The 15,573-nt window shown below is 71.7% G+C and carries 14 protein-coding genes and 1 tRNA gene; 11 read left to right on the top strand and 4 right to left on the bottom strand.

Going from position 1 to position 15,573, the window contains the following annotated elements; all coding sequences use genetic code 11:
• Positions 1–66: 66 nt before the first annotated feature.
• Both ACZ6IM_RS37800 and ACZ6IM_RS37805 read right to left on the bottom strand, forming a co-directional pair.
• Positions 67–195 carry a hypothetical protein gene (locus ACZ6IM_RS37800; RefSeq protein WP_469563196.1) on the bottom strand — a complete coding sequence of 43 codons (129 nt, stop codon included), beginning with the start codon at positions 193–195 and terminating at the stop codon, positions 67–69.
• Between the two features lie 8 nt (positions 196–203).
• A complete protein-coding gene (locus ACZ6IM_RS37805) occupies positions 204–857 on the bottom strand; it encodes an FMN-binding negative transcriptional regulator (protein ID WP_052843166.1) in 654 nt (217 codons plus the stop codon).
• A 274-nt stretch (positions 858–1,131) separates the two neighbouring features.
• On the opposite strand from ACZ6IM_RS37805, the gene ACZ6IM_RS37810 reads away from it, so the two are divergent.
• From ACZ6IM_RS37810 to trpC, 7 genes are all read left to right on the top strand, one after another.
• On the top strand, positions 1,132–2,367 hold the full coding sequence (locus ACZ6IM_RS37810; protein ID WP_052843165.1) for an arginine deiminase: 1,236 nt from the start codon (positions 1,132–1,134) through the stop codon (positions 2,365–2,367).
• A 300-nt stretch (positions 2,368–2,667) separates the two neighbouring features.
• Positions 2,668–3,504 (top strand): dimethylargininase, encoded by an 837-nt coding sequence (gene ddaH / locus ACZ6IM_RS37815; protein ID WP_469563199.1) that lies wholly within the window; start codon positions 2,668–2,670, stop codon positions 3,502–3,504.
• A gap of 77 nt (positions 3,505–3,581) precedes the next feature.
• Positions 3,582–4,931, top strand: a complete 1,350-nt coding sequence (locus ACZ6IM_RS37820; protein WP_052843164.1) for a lysine N(6)-hydroxylase/L-ornithine N(5)-oxygenase family protein — start codon at positions 3,582–3,584, stop codon at positions 4,929–4,931.
• A gap of 349 nt (positions 4,932–5,280) precedes the next feature.
• Positions 5,281–5,568 (top strand): acyl carrier protein, encoded by a 288-nt coding sequence (locus ACZ6IM_RS37825; protein ID WP_052843163.1) that lies wholly within the window; start codon positions 5,281–5,283, stop codon positions 5,566–5,568.
• A gap of 167 nt (positions 5,569–5,735) precedes the next feature.
• Positions 5,736–6,464 carry a response regulator transcription factor gene (locus ACZ6IM_RS37830; RefSeq protein WP_052843162.1) on the top strand — a complete coding sequence of 243 codons (729 nt, stop codon included), beginning with the start codon at positions 5,736–5,738 and terminating at the stop codon, positions 6,462–6,464.
• A 246-nt stretch (positions 6,465–6,710) separates the two neighbouring features.
• Positions 6,711–7,406 carry an LmbU family transcriptional regulator gene (locus ACZ6IM_RS37835; RefSeq protein WP_469563204.1) on the top strand — a complete coding sequence of 232 codons (696 nt, stop codon included), beginning with the start codon at positions 6,711–6,713 and terminating at the stop codon, positions 7,404–7,406.
• Positions 7,407–7,716: 310 nt separating this feature from the next.
• Entirely contained in the window at positions 7,717–8,502 is a 786-nt protein-coding gene (gene trpC, locus ACZ6IM_RS37840; RefSeq protein ID WP_469563207.1) for an indole-3-glycerol phosphate synthase TrpC, read from the top strand.
• 40 nt (positions 8,503–8,542) lie between these two features.
• Here the strand turns inward: trpC and ACZ6IM_RS37845 are convergent.
• Positions 8,543–8,618 (bottom strand) — tRNA-Glu (locus ACZ6IM_RS37845).
• A gap of 80 nt (positions 8,619–8,698) precedes the next feature.
• Complete coding sequence (locus ACZ6IM_RS37850) at positions 8,699–10,330, bottom strand: metallophosphoesterase family protein (RefSeq protein ID WP_469563210.1); 1,632 nt, start codon at positions 10,328–10,330, stop codon at positions 8,699–8,701.
• A gap of 71 nt (positions 10,331–10,401) precedes the next feature.
• Between ACZ6IM_RS37850 and ACZ6IM_RS37855 the strand changes: the two genes are divergently transcribed.
• From ACZ6IM_RS37855 to ACZ6IM_RS37870, 4 genes are all read left to right on the top strand, one after another.
• Positions 10,402–10,752, top strand: a complete 351-nt coding sequence (locus ACZ6IM_RS37855) for a metallopeptidase family protein (RefSeq protein WP_052843159.1) — start codon at positions 10,402–10,404, stop codon at positions 10,750–10,752.
• 127 nt (positions 10,753–10,879) lie between these two features.
• On the top strand, positions 10,880–11,446 hold the full coding sequence (locus tag ACZ6IM_RS37860) for a hypothetical protein (protein WP_052843158.1): 567 nt from the start codon (positions 10,880–10,882) through the stop codon (positions 11,444–11,446).
• Between the two features lie 235 nt (positions 11,447–11,681).
• A complete protein-coding gene (locus ACZ6IM_RS37865; protein WP_469563214.1) occupies positions 11,682–13,871 on the top strand; it encodes a DEAD/DEAH box helicase in 2,190 nt (729 codons plus the stop codon).
• Between the two features lie 129 nt (positions 13,872–14,000).
• A complete protein-coding gene (locus ACZ6IM_RS37870; RefSeq protein WP_052843156.1) occupies positions 14,001–15,536 on the top strand; it encodes an amino acid permease in 1,536 nt (511 codons plus the stop codon).
• The last annotated feature ends 37 nt before the right edge of the window (positions 15,537–15,573 follow it).

Consider the following 15,573-nt stretch of genomic DNA (forward strand, 5'->3'; position numbering starts at 1 on the left):
TTCATCGGCTGTACCTCGTCTCACACTCGTGGGTGGATGGCTGGGGACCGGACGGGCCTCGGGCCGTCAGCGCGTGTCCGCTCGGCGCATGGGCGCGGCACGGCGCTCGGTACGGCGGCGGGAGACCCGGCGCAGGCCCGACGAGATGAGCCGGGCGGCGGTCAGGGACGTGTGGCGCAGACCCAGGTCGATCATGGGAGGGATCACGGCAACCTGCTCATGAGTTCGGCGGTGGCGCGGTGCCGGGTGCAGCCGCGCTCGGCAAAGGACCGGTGTACGCGTTCGCGTACCTCTCGGCCCTGTTCCTGGCTGAGTTTGAACATTCCGTTGGCGCCGGTGATGGTGAAACGGAAGGCCCCGACGCCGGGCAGGATCTGCCGGAAATAGGAAAGGGACTCGGTCATGTCCCAGTCGGCGCCGAATTCCTTTTCGAAGGCGAGCACGGTCGACGTCACCACGTGCAGCGTCCGTTCGCCGGGCGCCTCTTCCTCGATCTTCTCGAGGGTGCCGTGGGCGTGCACCGAGGTGAAGTCCCACGTCGGTGCGGCCGGCGTCTTCTCGTACACCGTCGGCGACACGTAGGCGTGCGGTCCGGAGAAGGTGAGCAGCGCCGGGCTGCCCGTCTCCAGGGCGGCCCAGTGCGGGTTCGCCCTGTTCATGTGGCCGTACAGGGTGGTGCCGGACAGGTCGCCGGCGTGCGGGCCGTCGATCTCCGGGTCCAGGATCACGGGCAGGTGGGTGGCGAACGGGCTGCCGTCACGGGCGCCGTTCGACACCATCAGGGCGAGCGGGCTGGTGCGGATCAGGTCCAGCAGCCAGGAGCTCTCGGGCTCCCGGTAGGGCGGTGGGACGAACATCGTTACCGCTCCTTTCGGCTACGGCGTGAGCTGCGGCTTCGCGGTGCCCAGGAAGCTAGTCGCGGGAGATTTCGGGTCGTTATCGATCCGGCTTCGGAAAAAACGTCCCGGGTGATGCCGGCGTCGGTCGGCGGTGCGTTGATCGGGACTGAATGATCTCGTCCGGAAATCGCCGTCGCACTGGCCGAAAAGAATTCGATAACGAAAAGGAAAGAAGCGGCGGCAACATTGCTGGCCGAGTAGTCACTGCCCAGGCTCGAGATCAGGAGAGAACATGTTCCATGTGAATTCTGAGGTCGGCGCGCTGAAGCAGGTCGTCCTGCACGAACCGGGCCTGGACTTCGAGCGGCTGACCCCGGCCAACAAGGACGAGCTGCTCTTCGACGACGTCGTGTGGGTGGCCCGCGCCCAGGAGGAGCACCGGGCCTTCCAGGCACTCCTGCGGGAGCGGGGCGTCACCGTCCATCTCCTGCACGACCTGCTCGCCGAGACGGTCAAGCTCGACGAGGCGGTGGACTTCCTCTTCGCCCGCGTCCTGGACGACCGGCAGCCCCACCTCGGTGCCGGCCTGGCCGCCGCGACCCGGGCGGTACTGGCCGCCATGGGCCCGCACGAACTGGCCACCCACCTGCTCGGCGGCCTGAACAAGCGGGAACTGACGACGGCGCTGGGCGAGCGGCACCCTCCGCTGCGCTCCCTGGGCCTGGACCTCCTGGCGGACGACGACTTCATCCTGCCGCCCCTGCCCAACTCCCTGTTCACCCGGGACAGCAGCTGCTGGGTCTACGACGGGGTCTCGGTGAACCCGATGGCCAAGGCCGGGCGCAAGGCCGAGACCGTCAACTACGAGGCGGTGTACACCTACCACCCGATGTTCGCCGAGGCCCGCGCGCACCGCTGGATCGACGGCGAGGCCATGGCGCCGGCCGCCATCGAGGGCGGCGACGTCGAGGTGATAGGCAACGGCGCGGTCCTGGTCGGCCTCGGCGAGCGCACCACTCCGGCCGGTGTGGAGATCCTGGCGCGGCGGCTGTTCCGGGCGGGCTCGGCACGGCGGGTGATCGCGGTCGAGCTGCCCAAGGCCCGGGCGCTGATGCACCTGGACACGGTGCTCACCATGGTGGACACCGACGCCTTCACCCTCTTCTCCGGTCTCGACCCCCGGGCCCTGCGCTCCTGGACGCTCACTCCGGGCACCGGCGACGCCCCCGAGGTCACGGAGAACCCCGACTTCTTCTCCGCCGTCGGCGCGGCCCTGGAGCTGGACTCCGTCCGGGTCCTCCAGACCTCCCAGGACTCCTACGCCGCCCAGCGCGAACAGTGGAACGACGGCTGCAACCTGCTGGCCCTCGCGCCCGGCACGGTCGTCGCCTACGAGGTCAACGAGGCCGGCAACCGGATGCTGGAGGACAACGGCATCGAGGTGCTGCGCATCCGGGGCGACCAACTGGGCCGCGGCCGCGGCGGCCCACGCTGCATGAGCTGCCCCGTCGAACGCGACGCGGCCTGACCCCCGCCGGGCCCCGGCCGGCGCACCCCGCCCGCCCCGTCGCAGGACTCCACCCGGCACACCGGGATGCCCCCGCGGCCCCGCCGAGCCCACCGCCCCTCCGGGCCCCCGGGCCCCCGCGTCCTCCGAGCCCTCCGAGCCCTCCGGCCCATCGGGCCCCCGCCCCGCCGAGCCCCGGCCCCACCGTGCCCCCGGGGCCCGCCGCCCCGCCGAGTTTCCGCGACCGCCGGCCCCACCGGGCCGTGCGGCCGCCGCCCCGCCGAGTTCCAGACGTTCCACCGACCGAGAGGAAGCAGGGCCTTGTCCCAGTCAACGGCCGGCCGCGAGGCCACTCCCCGCCACTACCTGATGTGCCGTCCGACGTACTTCGACGTCACCTATGCGATCAATCCCTGGATGGACCCCGGCAAGCCGGTCGACACCGACCTGGCGGTCGAGCAGTGGGACGCGCTGCGCCGGCTCTACCTGGAGCACGGCCACACCGTCGACGTGATCGACCCCGTCGAGGGCCTGCCCGACATGGTGTTCGCCGCCAACGGCGCCACCGTGGTCGACGACCGCGTGCTGGTGGCCAGGTTCCGGCACGCCGAACGCGCCGCGGAGGCGGCGGCGTACCACGACTGGTTCACCTCCCGCGGCTACCCGCGAGTGCACACCGCCGAGTACGTCAACGAGGCCGAGGGCGACTACATGGTCCTCGGGGACAGGATCCTGGCCGGCACCGGTTTCCGCACCGATCCCCGCGCCCACGCCGAACTGGAGCGCGCCCTGGGCCGCGAGGTGGTCACCCTCACTCTGGTCGACCCCCGCTTCTACCACCTGGACACGGCGCTGGCCGTGCTCTCCGACACCGAGGTCATGTACTACCCGGGGGCGTTCTCCGAACGGAGCCTGGACGTCCTGCGCGCGCTCTACCCCGACGCGGTCCTGGTCGGGGAGGAGGACGCGGAGGTCTTCGGCCTCAACGCGGTCTCCGACGGGCTGCGGGTGTTCCTGCCCGACACCGCCACCCGCCTGGCCGGGCAGCTGCGCGGCCACGGGTTCCGGCCCGTCGGCGTGGACCTCTCCGAACTGCTCAAGGCCGGCGGCAGCGTCAAGTGCTGCACGTTGGAGATCCGCCACCGGACCGACGCCTGAAACCGTCCGCCACCACCCCGGGCCCGGCACGCCCAGTCACCGCAAGTCACCGTCAACACGCAAGCGGGAGTACAACCATGAGTCTTCGTGAACCCGAGACCTACGACGTGGTCGGTGTCGGCTTCGGTCCGGCCAACCTGTCGCTGGCCATCTCCCTCGAGGAGCACCCCGCCAACGTCCTGACCGCCCCGGTCACCGCCGCGTTCTTCGAGCGCCAGCCGTCCTTCGGCTGGCACCGGAACATGCTCCTGCCGTCGGCGACCATGCAGATCTCCTTCCTGAAGGACCTGGTCACCTTCCGCAACCCGGTGTCGCGGTTCAGCTTCGTGTCGTTCCTGCACGACCAGGACCGGCTCGCCCAGTTCGTCAACCGCAAGGAGTTCTTCCCGACCCGGCGCGAGTTCCACCAGTACCTGGAGTGGGCGGAGTCGCGCATGTCCGACGTCGTCTCCTACGGCAGCGCGGTCACCGCCATACGGCAGGCGCCGGAGCACCTGCGGGACGCGGCCGGGGACCACCTGCAACTGGAGGTCCAGGACACCCTGAGCGGCACCTCCCGGCGGGTCAACGCCCGCAACGTGGTCGTCTCCACGGGCCTGCGCCCCCGCATGCCCCAGGGCATCCGGCGCGACGAACGCGTCTGGCACAGCTCGGAGTTCCTGGAGCGCTTCGGCCGCACGGACACCGACGGCCTCAGGAACGTGGCCGTGGTGGGGGCCGGCCAGAGCGCCGCCGAGATCACCGCGTTCTTCCACGAGCGCCTCCCGCACGCCCAGGTGCACGCGATCCTCCCGGCGTACGGCTACTCGGTCGCCGACGACACCCCGTTCGCCAACCAGATCTTCGACTCGGCCGCGGTCGACGACTACTACTTCGGCGACGACACCGGCCGCGAGGCCTTCTGGCGCTACCACCGCAACACCAACTACGGGGTGGTGGACGACGCCGACATCCGGCACCTCTACCAGATCGCCTACGACGAGGACGTGGCCGGCACCCGCCGGTTCCACTACCTCAACCTGACCAAGGTCCGCTCCGTCGAGGGAACCGGGGCCACGCGCCGGGTGCACCTCACCTCGTCGCACGGGCGGGGGCCGCAGTGGCTCGACGTGGACGCGATCGTGTTCGCCACCGGCTACGACACCATGGACCCGGCCGAGCTGCTCGGCGACCTCGACCGGCACTGCCTGCGCGACGAGAGCGGCCACCACCGGGTGACTCGCGACTACCGGCTGGTCACCACGCCGGAGGTGACCTGCGGCATCTACCTCCAGGGAGGCACGGAGCACACGCACGGCCTGTCCTCGTCGCTGCTGTCCAACATCGCCGTGCGCAGCGGCGAGATCGCGGACTCGATCATCCGGGACCGCGCCCCGCGCGAGCTGGCGCACGCCGGGGCACTGGGAGTGGCGGAGCGGAGCGGCTGATCCGCGCCGTCGCAGGCCCACCGAAACGACCGCCGGCCGCCGGCGGTCGTTTCGGTGCGCCGACCGGAGCCTTCGTCACCACGACGCCCGCGACCGGAATTCAGGAAAACCTCCCCGACGCGGGCGGTTTTCATCCTGGCGTCTTCTTTCCGAAGCGCGGTAAATTCATAAGGCAATCACCAGGGGAGCGCCGCGTCGGGCCTGGCAGCAGCCCTGGCGGCCCGGGCCGGGCCCCGACCAAAACTGGACCGATATTCCATTGATAGAGCCACGTCCTAACGTCTTCGGTGGCAGAAGACGTGATGCCGGACCGGCTCACGGAACAAGCGTCCCAGTGGAGGCGACAGGCATGCCCGGTGCAGTCAACCTCGAGAACTCCGGCCGTCCCGCGACCGACAGCGAACGCCGGCTGGCGGGCCTGTGGGCCGAGGCGCTCGGGGTCCCGGTCGAGCGGATCGGCCGCGACGACAACTTCTTCCGGATCGGCGGCACGTCGAGGGCCGCGGCGCGGCTGGTGATCGCGCTGGACCGCCGCCTGACCATCGGCGAGTTCGCGCGCACCCCGACCCTGGCCCACCTGGCCGAACTGGTGGACGTGCGCACCGCCGCCGCCGGCCCCGTGCCCGCCGGCGGATGAGATGAGGACCTCCGTACGGGCGCCCCGCGACGGGGCGCCGAGGCCGTGCGTGACCGGCTTGCCGTGTACATGGCAACTCTGGCAGGTCCGGTCCCTGATCCCGTCTCCGACACCGCCGAGCCGGCCGGGCGTCCCTGGCCGGGCCCGGCCGAGGAAGTGATCCCGCCATGCGTCTGGTCATCGCCGAAGGCTCCGCCGTACTGCGGGCGGGCCTGGCCCACGTACTCGGTGAACGCGGCCACCAATTGGCCGGCGCCGTCCACGACGCCAGAGTGCTGCCCGCCCTGGTGGCCACCCACCGCCCCGACGTCCTGGTCGCCAACGTCCGGCTCGCCCCGACCTGGACCGACGAGGGCGTGGGCGCCGCGCTCGACGCCCGCAGGCGGCACCCCGGCACCGGCGTCCTGCTGTTCTCCGCGAGCCCCGAACCCCAGCACGTGGCCCGTCTGTTCGCCGGTGACGGAGCCGGCCTCGGCTATCTGATCCAGGACCGGATGACGGACGCCGAGGAACTGTTGGAGAGCCTCGGTCACGTCGCGACCGGCGGCACCGTCGTCGATCCCCGCGTGGTCGGCTCGCTGGCGGCGGGCACCGCACCCGGAACCGGTCCGGACGGCGTGCTCGACGCACTGAGCGAACGGGAATTGGAGGTCCTTTCCCTGATGGCGCAGGGCCGCACCAACAGCGCCATAGCGGACCGGCTGATCGTTTCCCAGGGGACGGTGGAGAAACGGGTGGCGTCCGTCTTCGAGAAACTGGACATCCCCGGCAGCCCGAGCGACAACCGCCGGGTGCTGGCCGTGCTGCGCTATCTCACCGAGCGCCGGACGCCCGTGCGGCAGACCCGCTTCGAGCGCCGCCCGGACCGTCGGCGGGTGCTCGGCCGGGCCGCCTGACAGACTCCGGTCCAAGGTCGCCATTACCTTCGATTCCCCCGTGATAGGCGCTAAGGAAGCGAAAAAATTTCAGGTCTACACATGATCTTGACATGTTCTCCGGGTCGATGTTTTGCTGACTCCCGACCGACGTAAAAGCAGCAAATACAATCGCTTGCAAAGGTGACCGGACGGGGGGTCATGTACGTGAGCATGGAAAATGGCGTGGATGGTGGAATAAGAGTTTCTCCCACCATCCCACCGCACATGGCGAAGATGGTTCCGCCGCTTCGCGCCGGGGTCGGACGCGGGCACATGCGCGCCGACCAGGTGCTGACCATGAGGGTCGGGCTCCGGCTCCCGGACCTGCTGTCCTTCGAGGAGTGGGAGCGGGCGGGCCGCCAGCTGGCCGGCGTACTGGACTCGTCGTCGTGGTGGCTCGGCGACTGGCTGACCTACGGCAAGGATCACTACTCCGACCGCTACAAACAGGGGATCGCCGCCGCCGGCCTGCGCTATCAGACCTTACGCAACTACGCCTGGGTGGCGGGCCGCTTCGAACTGGGGCGGCGCCGGTCCAGGCTGACCTTCCAGCACCACGCCGAGGTGGCCTCGCTGTCCCCCGGGGAGCAGGACACGTGGCTGGCGCGCGCCGAGGAGAGCGGCTGGACGACGAAACAACTGCGCACCGCCCTCCGGGAGGCCAGGGACGACACGGTCCCGACGGGCGCGAAGGTGGTCCCGGTGCGTCAGCTGGCCGTTCCGCGCGAGCGGTTCGAGCGCTGGCTCAAAGCGGCCGAGTGCACCGGAGTCGCGGTCGAGGAATGGGTGCTCTCCATCCTCGACTCCGCCGCCGAGCAGGTCATGGAGGGCGAGGACGAGTGGGCCGCCGCCGTGGCGGGTCTGCCTCCGTCCGGCGAGCTGTCCGCCGCGGACGGCCGCGGAGTCGCGCACGCCGGGTGAGGGGCAGGGCCGGATCATCCGCGGCTTTCCGCCAGTGTGCCCAGCCGGCTGTCCTGTCGACAGGACAGCCGGCCTTTCTGTGCCGGGGGAACGGCGTTTGCACGCCACAGTGGCGAATAATCGCCGTCCCGAAAACATTCGGCCACACCTCTGTGAATGATGTCCGATAGCCGACCAGTGGCGCGTGCAATACCTGCAATATCTGAGTTGTCCGTCCTGCCGGATTCGCGCAGACCAATGCGCGCCGAGTTGTCAGCCATTCTTTGCCGCCGTATCGCAGGGGCCGACCGGCCCGGGAGGGAGTCGCGCGATGAGCGCGCTCGACGAGATCGTCGAAGGAGTACGGGAGGAGCTGGCGGGCCGCACGACGCGCACCTCCGGCGCGGAGCTCCGGGACCGGGCCGCCGCCCGCGGAGCCGGCCGTGACTGCGCCGAACTGCTGCGCGGCCGCGGGCAGGTACGGGTCGTCGCCGAGGTGAAACGGGCCAGCCCCTCGGCGGGGCCGCTCGCGGACATCGCCGACCCCGCCTCGCTCGCCGCGGAGTACGCCGCCGGCGGTGCGGCCGCGGTGAGTGTGCTGACCGAGCGGCGCCGGTTCGGCGGCTCACTCGCGGACCTCGCGGCCGTGGCCGCGCGGGTGGACGTGCCCGTGCTGTGCAAGGACTTCGTGGTCGACCCCTACCAGCTCTGGGAGGCGAGGGCCCACGGCGCCGAACTGGTGCTGCTCATCGTCGCCGCGCTCGGCCGGCCGCTCCTCACCGACCTGCTGCACCAGGCACGGGAGACCGGACTCACCCCGCTCGTCGAGGTGCACGACGAGGCCGAGGCCGAACAGGCGGTGGCGGCCGGGGCCACCGTGATCGGTGTCAACGCCCGCGACCTCAAGACCCTGGAGGTGGACCGGACCACCTTCGCCCGGGTCGCGCCCCACATCCCCGCGGACGTGGTCCGGATCGCGGAGTCGGGCGTACGGGGCCCGTGGGACGTGGCGGAGTATGCCCGGGCCGGAGCGGACGCGGTCCTCGTCGGCCAGGCACTCGTCACCGCCGGCCGCCCGCGCCACGCGGTGAGCGAACTCCTGCGCGCACACGAGTGAGCCCGCACCGGACGGTGCGGGCTCACTCGACGAACGACGATGGTGCCCCCAACGGGATTCGAACCCGTGCTACCGCCTTGAAAGGGCGGCGTCCTAGGCCGCTAGACGATGAGGGCTATCGGCCCGCCGGGGCGCCTCACGGCGCGTCGGGGACGTGAGAAGCATAGGCGACGCCGCGACGTATCGCCAAAACGGTTTACGGGGTGCCGGGAACGGAGGCGGCCGGGCCGTCCGGGGCCGTCGCGGAGGGCGCGGTCGACGTGGGGGACGGGGTGGCGCCCGGCTGGTTCTCCTTCGGCAGATGGCGGCTGACCTCGGCCGTCGTCAGGCCCAGGCCGCCCAGCCGGATCTCGTCCCAGGCCTGCAGGCGCCGGGTGTCCCGGTCGAAGTAGAGGATGGACGCCTGGATGGGGTCGGGGTACTTGCCCTCGACCGCGCGCAGCCCGCTGCCGCCGGTGGAGCCCTCGACGCGCAGCCGGGTGCCGTACTTCATGACCTTCATGTCCTCGTGGTGAAGGTGCCCGGCGAGCACCAGCGGGACGTCGCCGTCCACCTCGCGGGCGGCCGACGGCTCGTGGGCGACGGCGACGTCCACGGGGGTGCCGGCCGCGCTCTGGTCGCGCAGGGCGGAGGCGAGGCGGGCGCCGGCCAGTTCCTGGGAGGCCTCGGCGCCGTCCGCCTCGGAGCGGTCGGGGGTGTACTGCGGGTCGCCCATGCCGGCGAAGCGCAGGCCCGCGACGGTCCGGGCGTGGCCGTCGTCCAGGACGTGCACGTTCTTCAGGTGCTTCAGGTACTCCTGGGTGCCGCGGGAGTCATGGTTGCCGCGGACCCAGACGTAGGGGGCGCCGAGGTCCTCGATGGGGTCCAGGAAGCCGTTCTCCGCGGCCGTGCCGTGATCCATCGTGTCGCCGGAGTCGACGATCACGTTCACCTTGTACTGCTGCACCAGCGAGGCGATGATCTTCCAGCTCGCCGGGTTCAGGTGGATGTCGGACACGTGCAGGACGCGGATCGTGGTCGGGTCCGGCTGGTACGCGGGGAGCGTCGAGGTCACGTCGTAGAGCTTGGTCACGTTGGTGACCAGGCGGGCCAGTTCCTTCTGGTAGACGTCGAACTCGGTCACGATGCTGCGCGCGTTGCCGACGAGGGAGGGCGCGGAGGAGAGCAGGCCGGAGAACTTCGGCTCCAGGACGGAGTCGGGGTTCCAGGTCGCGTAGGCGGTGCCGCCCGAGGCGACCAGGAGGGTGAGCGCGAGTCCGCCCGCGCCGAGGGCGCGCCGGGGGCGGCGGTAGACGGCGAGGCCTAGCGCGGTGGCGCCGGTGACGACGGCCACGCAGGAGCGGACGGCGAGGTCGAGGGTGCCGTGCTCGACGTCCCGGGCGACCTCGTCCTGGAGGCCGGAGAGGCGTTCGGGGTGGTCGACCAGGGCCTGGGCGCGGGCGGGGTCCAGCTGGTCGACGTTGACGTCGAGGCGGACCGGGGCGACGTGGCTGTCGAGCTGGAGGGCGCCCAGCGGCGAGACATTGATCTTCGTGCCGCCGGCCAGCGAGGGACGCAGCGTCATCGTCGTGTCCATGGGCCCGACCGGTACCCGGACGTTGCCGACGACCAGCAGCCCCAGCCAGGCGCCGAGCAGGACGACGGCGACGAGGCCGGCGGCGCGGGTCCAGGGGCGGGAGCGGCCGGCCAGCTCGGGGGTGGTGGACGGGGACCGGTCCCGGCGGGCGAGCCGGTCGCGGTACCGGCGGGTGAGGATGCGCGGGGCGTTGCGGATTCGGATCATCACCTCGGCCAGGGCGTGCGGGGCTGCGGCGGGGACGCGGGCCATTGGTCCCGTATGCCCGGACCCCGGGGCGGATATGCGGGTCGTACTCCACGGTCGTACCCGACAATGGGCGTGTGCTGGAGATGACGCGCGAGGAGTTCGAGGAACTGGTCGCCGAGGCCCTGGACCGGATCCCGCCGGAGCTGACGCGGCTGATGGACAATGTCGCGGTGTTCGTCGAGGACGAACCGCCGGCGGACGATCCCGAGCTGCTCGGGCTGTACGAGGGGACGCCGCTGACGGAGCGCGGGGAGTGGTACGCGGGCGTGCTGCCGGACCGGATCACCGTCTACCGGGGGCCGACGCTGCGGTTCTGCGCCACGCGTGAAGACGTCGTGGCCGAGACCGAGGTGACGGTCGTGCACGAGATCGCCCACCACTTCGGGATCGACGACGCGCGGCTGCACTCCCTCGGCTACGGGTGAGGCACCGGGTGCCCGGCCCGGGTACGGGTGAAGCGCGCGGGTCAAGTCCGCCTCGCCGGGCGCGTGTCCTCTTGTGGGTGACGGGAGTTGGGCACGTCGACTCCTTGACCCCCGGAGGTGGCCGCCCGTGCGCCCCTTGTACCTGCCCGTCCGTCTGGCCGCCACCGCCCTGGCCGTCGCCGCCGCCGCCGGCTGCATGAGCGTCGGCGACGACGAGTCCGGCGGGGGCGGCAGGCCGTCGCACTCCGCCGGGGAGCGGGGCGGCGAGGCGCCCGGGGGCGGCCCCGCGGTCTCCGGGGGGAACGCCGGGTACGGCGCGGCGGCCGACGACGGGCACGGCAAGGGGAAGAAGGCGAAGGCCGAAGGCAAAGGCAAAGGCAAGGGCAGGGGCGACGCCAAGGGGGAGGGCGGTGAAGGCGCCAAGGGCAGGGGCGGGTCCGCCTCGGAACCCGCGGCCGCCCGCCCGACCGGGGCACCGCCGCCGAACGGCGGGAACCACGGCCCCGAGCCCACCCGGACGCCCCCGGCGGAGCCCACCCGGCCGGCCGAGCCGGAGCCGACGCGGACCCCGGAGCCGCCCGCCTCCCCGACGCCGGAGCCGACGGTGGCCGAGCCGTCCTCGTCGGCGCACGAGCCTCCCGGGACCCAGCTCGGGCAGCGGGAGCCGGCACCGGCGGCCGGGATGCCGGCGTAGCACGGACGGGCCGCTGACCTGGGCATGTGTCGCCGGTTTGCGTTCGGGGGTGGGGGGTGCGTATGGTGGTAGATCGTTTGATCCCATTTGCCCGGCGCCACCGCAGAGCGCGCCGTGTGGCGCGTACTCTCCCCCTGCCGTGGTGGACCGCATCGAGGCGGTCGTATTGCGAATTGCGATTCACGGAGTTGACGGGCGCGTGCCGACGAGAGACTCCGGAAGGTTTCGCATTCGCATGTCCATGACCAGTACTGACCACGTCGTCGTGCCCGAGAACGCCGAGGGCTTCGAGGATGCGCCCAAGGCCGTCGAGGCCGTAGACGCCCCCACGATCACCGAGGCCACCGAGGCCACGGAGCCCGCGGCGGCTCCCGAGCCGACGTTCGCCGACCTCGGTCTGCCCGAGGGCGTCGTGCGCAAGCTCGCGCAGAACGGCGTGACCACCCCCTTCCCGATCCAGGCCGCGACCATCCCGGACGCGCTGGCGGGCAAGGACATCCTCGGCCGGGGCCGCACCGGCTCCGGCAAGACCCTCTCCTTCGGTCTGCCGACCCTGGCCACGCTGGCCGGCGGCCGCACCGAGAAGCACAAGCCCCGCGCCGTCATCCTCACCCCGACCCGCGAGCTGGCCATGCAGGTCGCCGACGCGCTCCAGCCGTACGGCGACGTCCTCGGCCTGAAGATGAAGGTCGTCTGCGGCGGCACCTCGATGGGCAACCAGATCTACGCCCTCGAGCGCGGCGTCGACGTCCTGGTCGCCACCCCGGGCCGGCTGCGCGACATCATCAACCGCGGCGCCTGCTCCCTGGAGAACGTGCAGATCGCGGTCCTCGACGAGGCCGACCAGATGTCCGACCTGGGCTTCCTGCCCGAGGTCACCGAGCTGCTCGACCAGGTCCCGGCCGGCGGTCAGCGGATGCTCTTCTCCGCCACCATGGAGAACGAGATCAAGACCCTCGTCGACCGGTACCTGAAGGACCCGGCCCTGCACGAGGTGGACGCGGCCCAGGGCGCGGTGACGACCATGTCGCACCACATCCTGGTCGTGAAGCCCAAGGACAAGGCGCCGGTCACCGCGGCCATCGCCTCCCGCAAGGGCCGCACCATCATCTTCGTCCGCACCCAGCTGGGCGCCGACCGCGTCGCCGAGCAGCTGCGCGACGCCGGTGCCAAGGCGGACGCGCTGCACGGCGGCATGACCCAGGGCGCGCGCACCCGCACGCTGGCCGACTTCAAGGACGGCTACGTCAACGTCCTGGTCGCCACCGACGTCGCCGCCCGCGGCATCCACGTCGACGGCATCGACCTGGTCCTGAACGTGGACCCGGCCGGCGACCACAAGGACTACCTGCACCGCGCCGGCCGCACGGCCCGCGCGGGCCGCACCGGCACGGTCGTCTCGCTGTCCCTGCCGCACCAGCGCCGCCAGATCTTCCGGCTGATGGAGGACGCGGGCGTCGACGCCACGCGCCACATCATCCAGGGCGGCGCCGCCTTCGACCCCGAGGTCGCCGAGATCACCGGCGCCCGGTCGATGACCGAGGTCCAGGCCGAGTCCGCGGGCAACGCGGCGCAGCAGGCCGAGCGCGAGGTCACCCAGCTCACCAAGGAGCTGGAGCGGGCCCAGCGCCGTGCCACCGAACTGCGCGAGGAGGCGGACCGCCTGGTCGCCAGGGCCGCGCGGGAGCGCGGCGAGGACCCGGAGACGGTGCTGGCCGAGGTGGCCGCCGCGTCGGCCGAGACCGAGGTCTCGCTGCCCGAGCAGCCCGGCGCCCGGGACGTGGAGAAGACGGAGCGCACCGGCGGCAACAACGCCCGCGACCGCTTCGCCGACCGCGGTGACCGCTCGTACGACCGTCGTGACGACCGCGGCGACCGCGGTGGCCGTTCCTTCGAGCGTCGTGACGACCGCGGTGACCGTGGCGGCCGTTCCTTCGAGCGTCGTGACGACCGTGGCGGGCGTTCGTTCGAGCGTCGTGACGACCGCGGTGGCTTCCGTCGTGACGACCGGAACGACCGTGGCGGGCGTTCGTTCGAGCGCCGCGACGACCGGAGCGACCGTGGCGGGCGTTCGTTCGAGCGTCGTGACGACCGCGGCGGCTTCCGTCGAGACGACCGGAACGACCGTGGTGACCGTGGCGGGCGTTCGTTCGAGCGCCGTGACGACCGTCGTGACGACCGCGGTGGCCGTTCGTTCGAGCGTCGTGACGACCGCGGCGGCCGCTCCTTCGAGCGCCGCGACGACCGGAGCGACCGTGGCGGGCACCGTGGCAGCGACCGTCCCTTCAACCGCGACCGCCAGGGTGACCGCCCCGGCTTCCGCTCCGGCGGCCACGAGCGTCCGTACGGCCGCCGCGACGACCACCGCGGTTCGTCGTCCTTCGGCCGCCGTGACGACAAGCCGCGCTGGAAGCGCAACGGCTGACGCCTGAGCACCTGAGACGCGCCGTGGCCTCCACCCCACCGGGTGGAGGCCACGGCGCGTCGCGTTGCGGTCCGGTTTCGGCCACGGAGTGACGCATGTCACGCTCGCGGCAAGGGAATTGCTGGGGGCATGACAGATGACGCCAAGGCGAGTGGGCTGTCGGACGAGGAACGGCTGGCCCAGCTCGGCTACACCCAGGTTCTGGCCCGCCGCATGTCGGCGTTCTCCAACTACGCGGTCTCCTTCACGATCATCTCGGTCCTGTCGGGCTGCCTGACCCTCTACCTCTTCGGCATGAACACGGGCGGCCCCGCCGTCATCACGTGGGGCTGGGTCGCCGTCGGCCTGATGACGCTCTTCGTCGGTCTGGCGATGGCCGAGATCTGCTCGGCGTACCCGACCTCGGCGGGCCTGTACTTCTGGGCGCACCGTCTGGCACCCCCGCGCACGGCGGCGGCCTGGGCCTGGTTCACGGGCTGGTTCAACGTGCTGGGCCAGGTCGCGGTCACCGCCGGCATCGACTTCGGCGCCGCGTCCTTCCTGGGCGCCTACCTGAACCTGCAGTTCGACTTCGAGGTGACGCCGGGCCGCACGATCCTCCTCTTCGCGGCCATCCTGATCCTCCACGGCCTGCTGAACACCTTCGGCGTCCGCATCGTCGGCCTGCTGAACAGCGTGAGCGTGTGGTGGCACGTCCTCGGCGTCGCGGTCATCGTCGGCGCGCTCACCTTCGCGCCCGACCACCACCAGTCGGCGTCCTTCGTCTTCGGCGAGTTCGTGAACAACACGGGCTGGGGCAGCGGGGCGTACGTCGTCCTCATCGGTCTGCTGATGGCCCAGTACACCTTCACCGGCTACGACGCCTCCGCCCACATGACCGAGGAGACCCACGACGCGTCCACGGCCGGCCCGAAGGGCATCGTCCGCTCCATCTGGACGTCCTGGATCGCGGGCTTCGTCCTCCTGCTCGGCTTCACCTTCGCCATCCAGTCCTACGACGGTGCCCTGACGTCCCCGACCGGCGCGCCGCCCGCCCAGATCCTGCTGGACGCGCTGGGCGCGACGGCGGGCAAAGCCTTGCTCCTGGTCGTCATCGGCGCCCAGCTGTTCTGCGGGATGGCGTCGGTGACGGCCAACAGCCGCATGATCTACGCCTTCTCCCGGGACGGCGCGCTGCCCTGGTCCCACGTCTGGCACACGGTGGACCCGCGCACCCGCACGCCGGTCGCGGCGGTCTGGCTGGCGGCCCTGGCCGCGCTGGTCCTGGGCCTCCCGTACCTGATCAACGTCACGGCATACGCCGCGGTGACGTCGATCGCGGTCATCGGCCTCTACATCGCCTACGTCATCCCGACCCTGCTGCGCGTCCGCAAGGGCGCGGCCTTCGAACGCGGGCCGTGGCACCTGGGCCGCTGGTCGCAGCCGGTGGGTGTGGTCGCGGTGACGTGGGTCGGCGTCATCACGGTCCTGTTCATGCTGCCCCAGGTCTCGCCGGTCACCTGGGAGACCTTCAACTACGCGCCCATCGCCGTCCTGGTCGTCCTGGGCTTCGCCGCCACCTGGTGGCTGGCCTCGGCCCGGCACTGGTTCCTCAACCCCGACCACGAACGCACCCGCGCCCGCGCCGCCGCCCGGGCGGGCGCCCCCGAGCCGGTGGACCCGTAGCCCAGGGCCCCCACGCCCTCCGACGCGGCCGTGACCC

The organism is Streptomyces sp. NPDC042336, assembly GCF_055581985.1.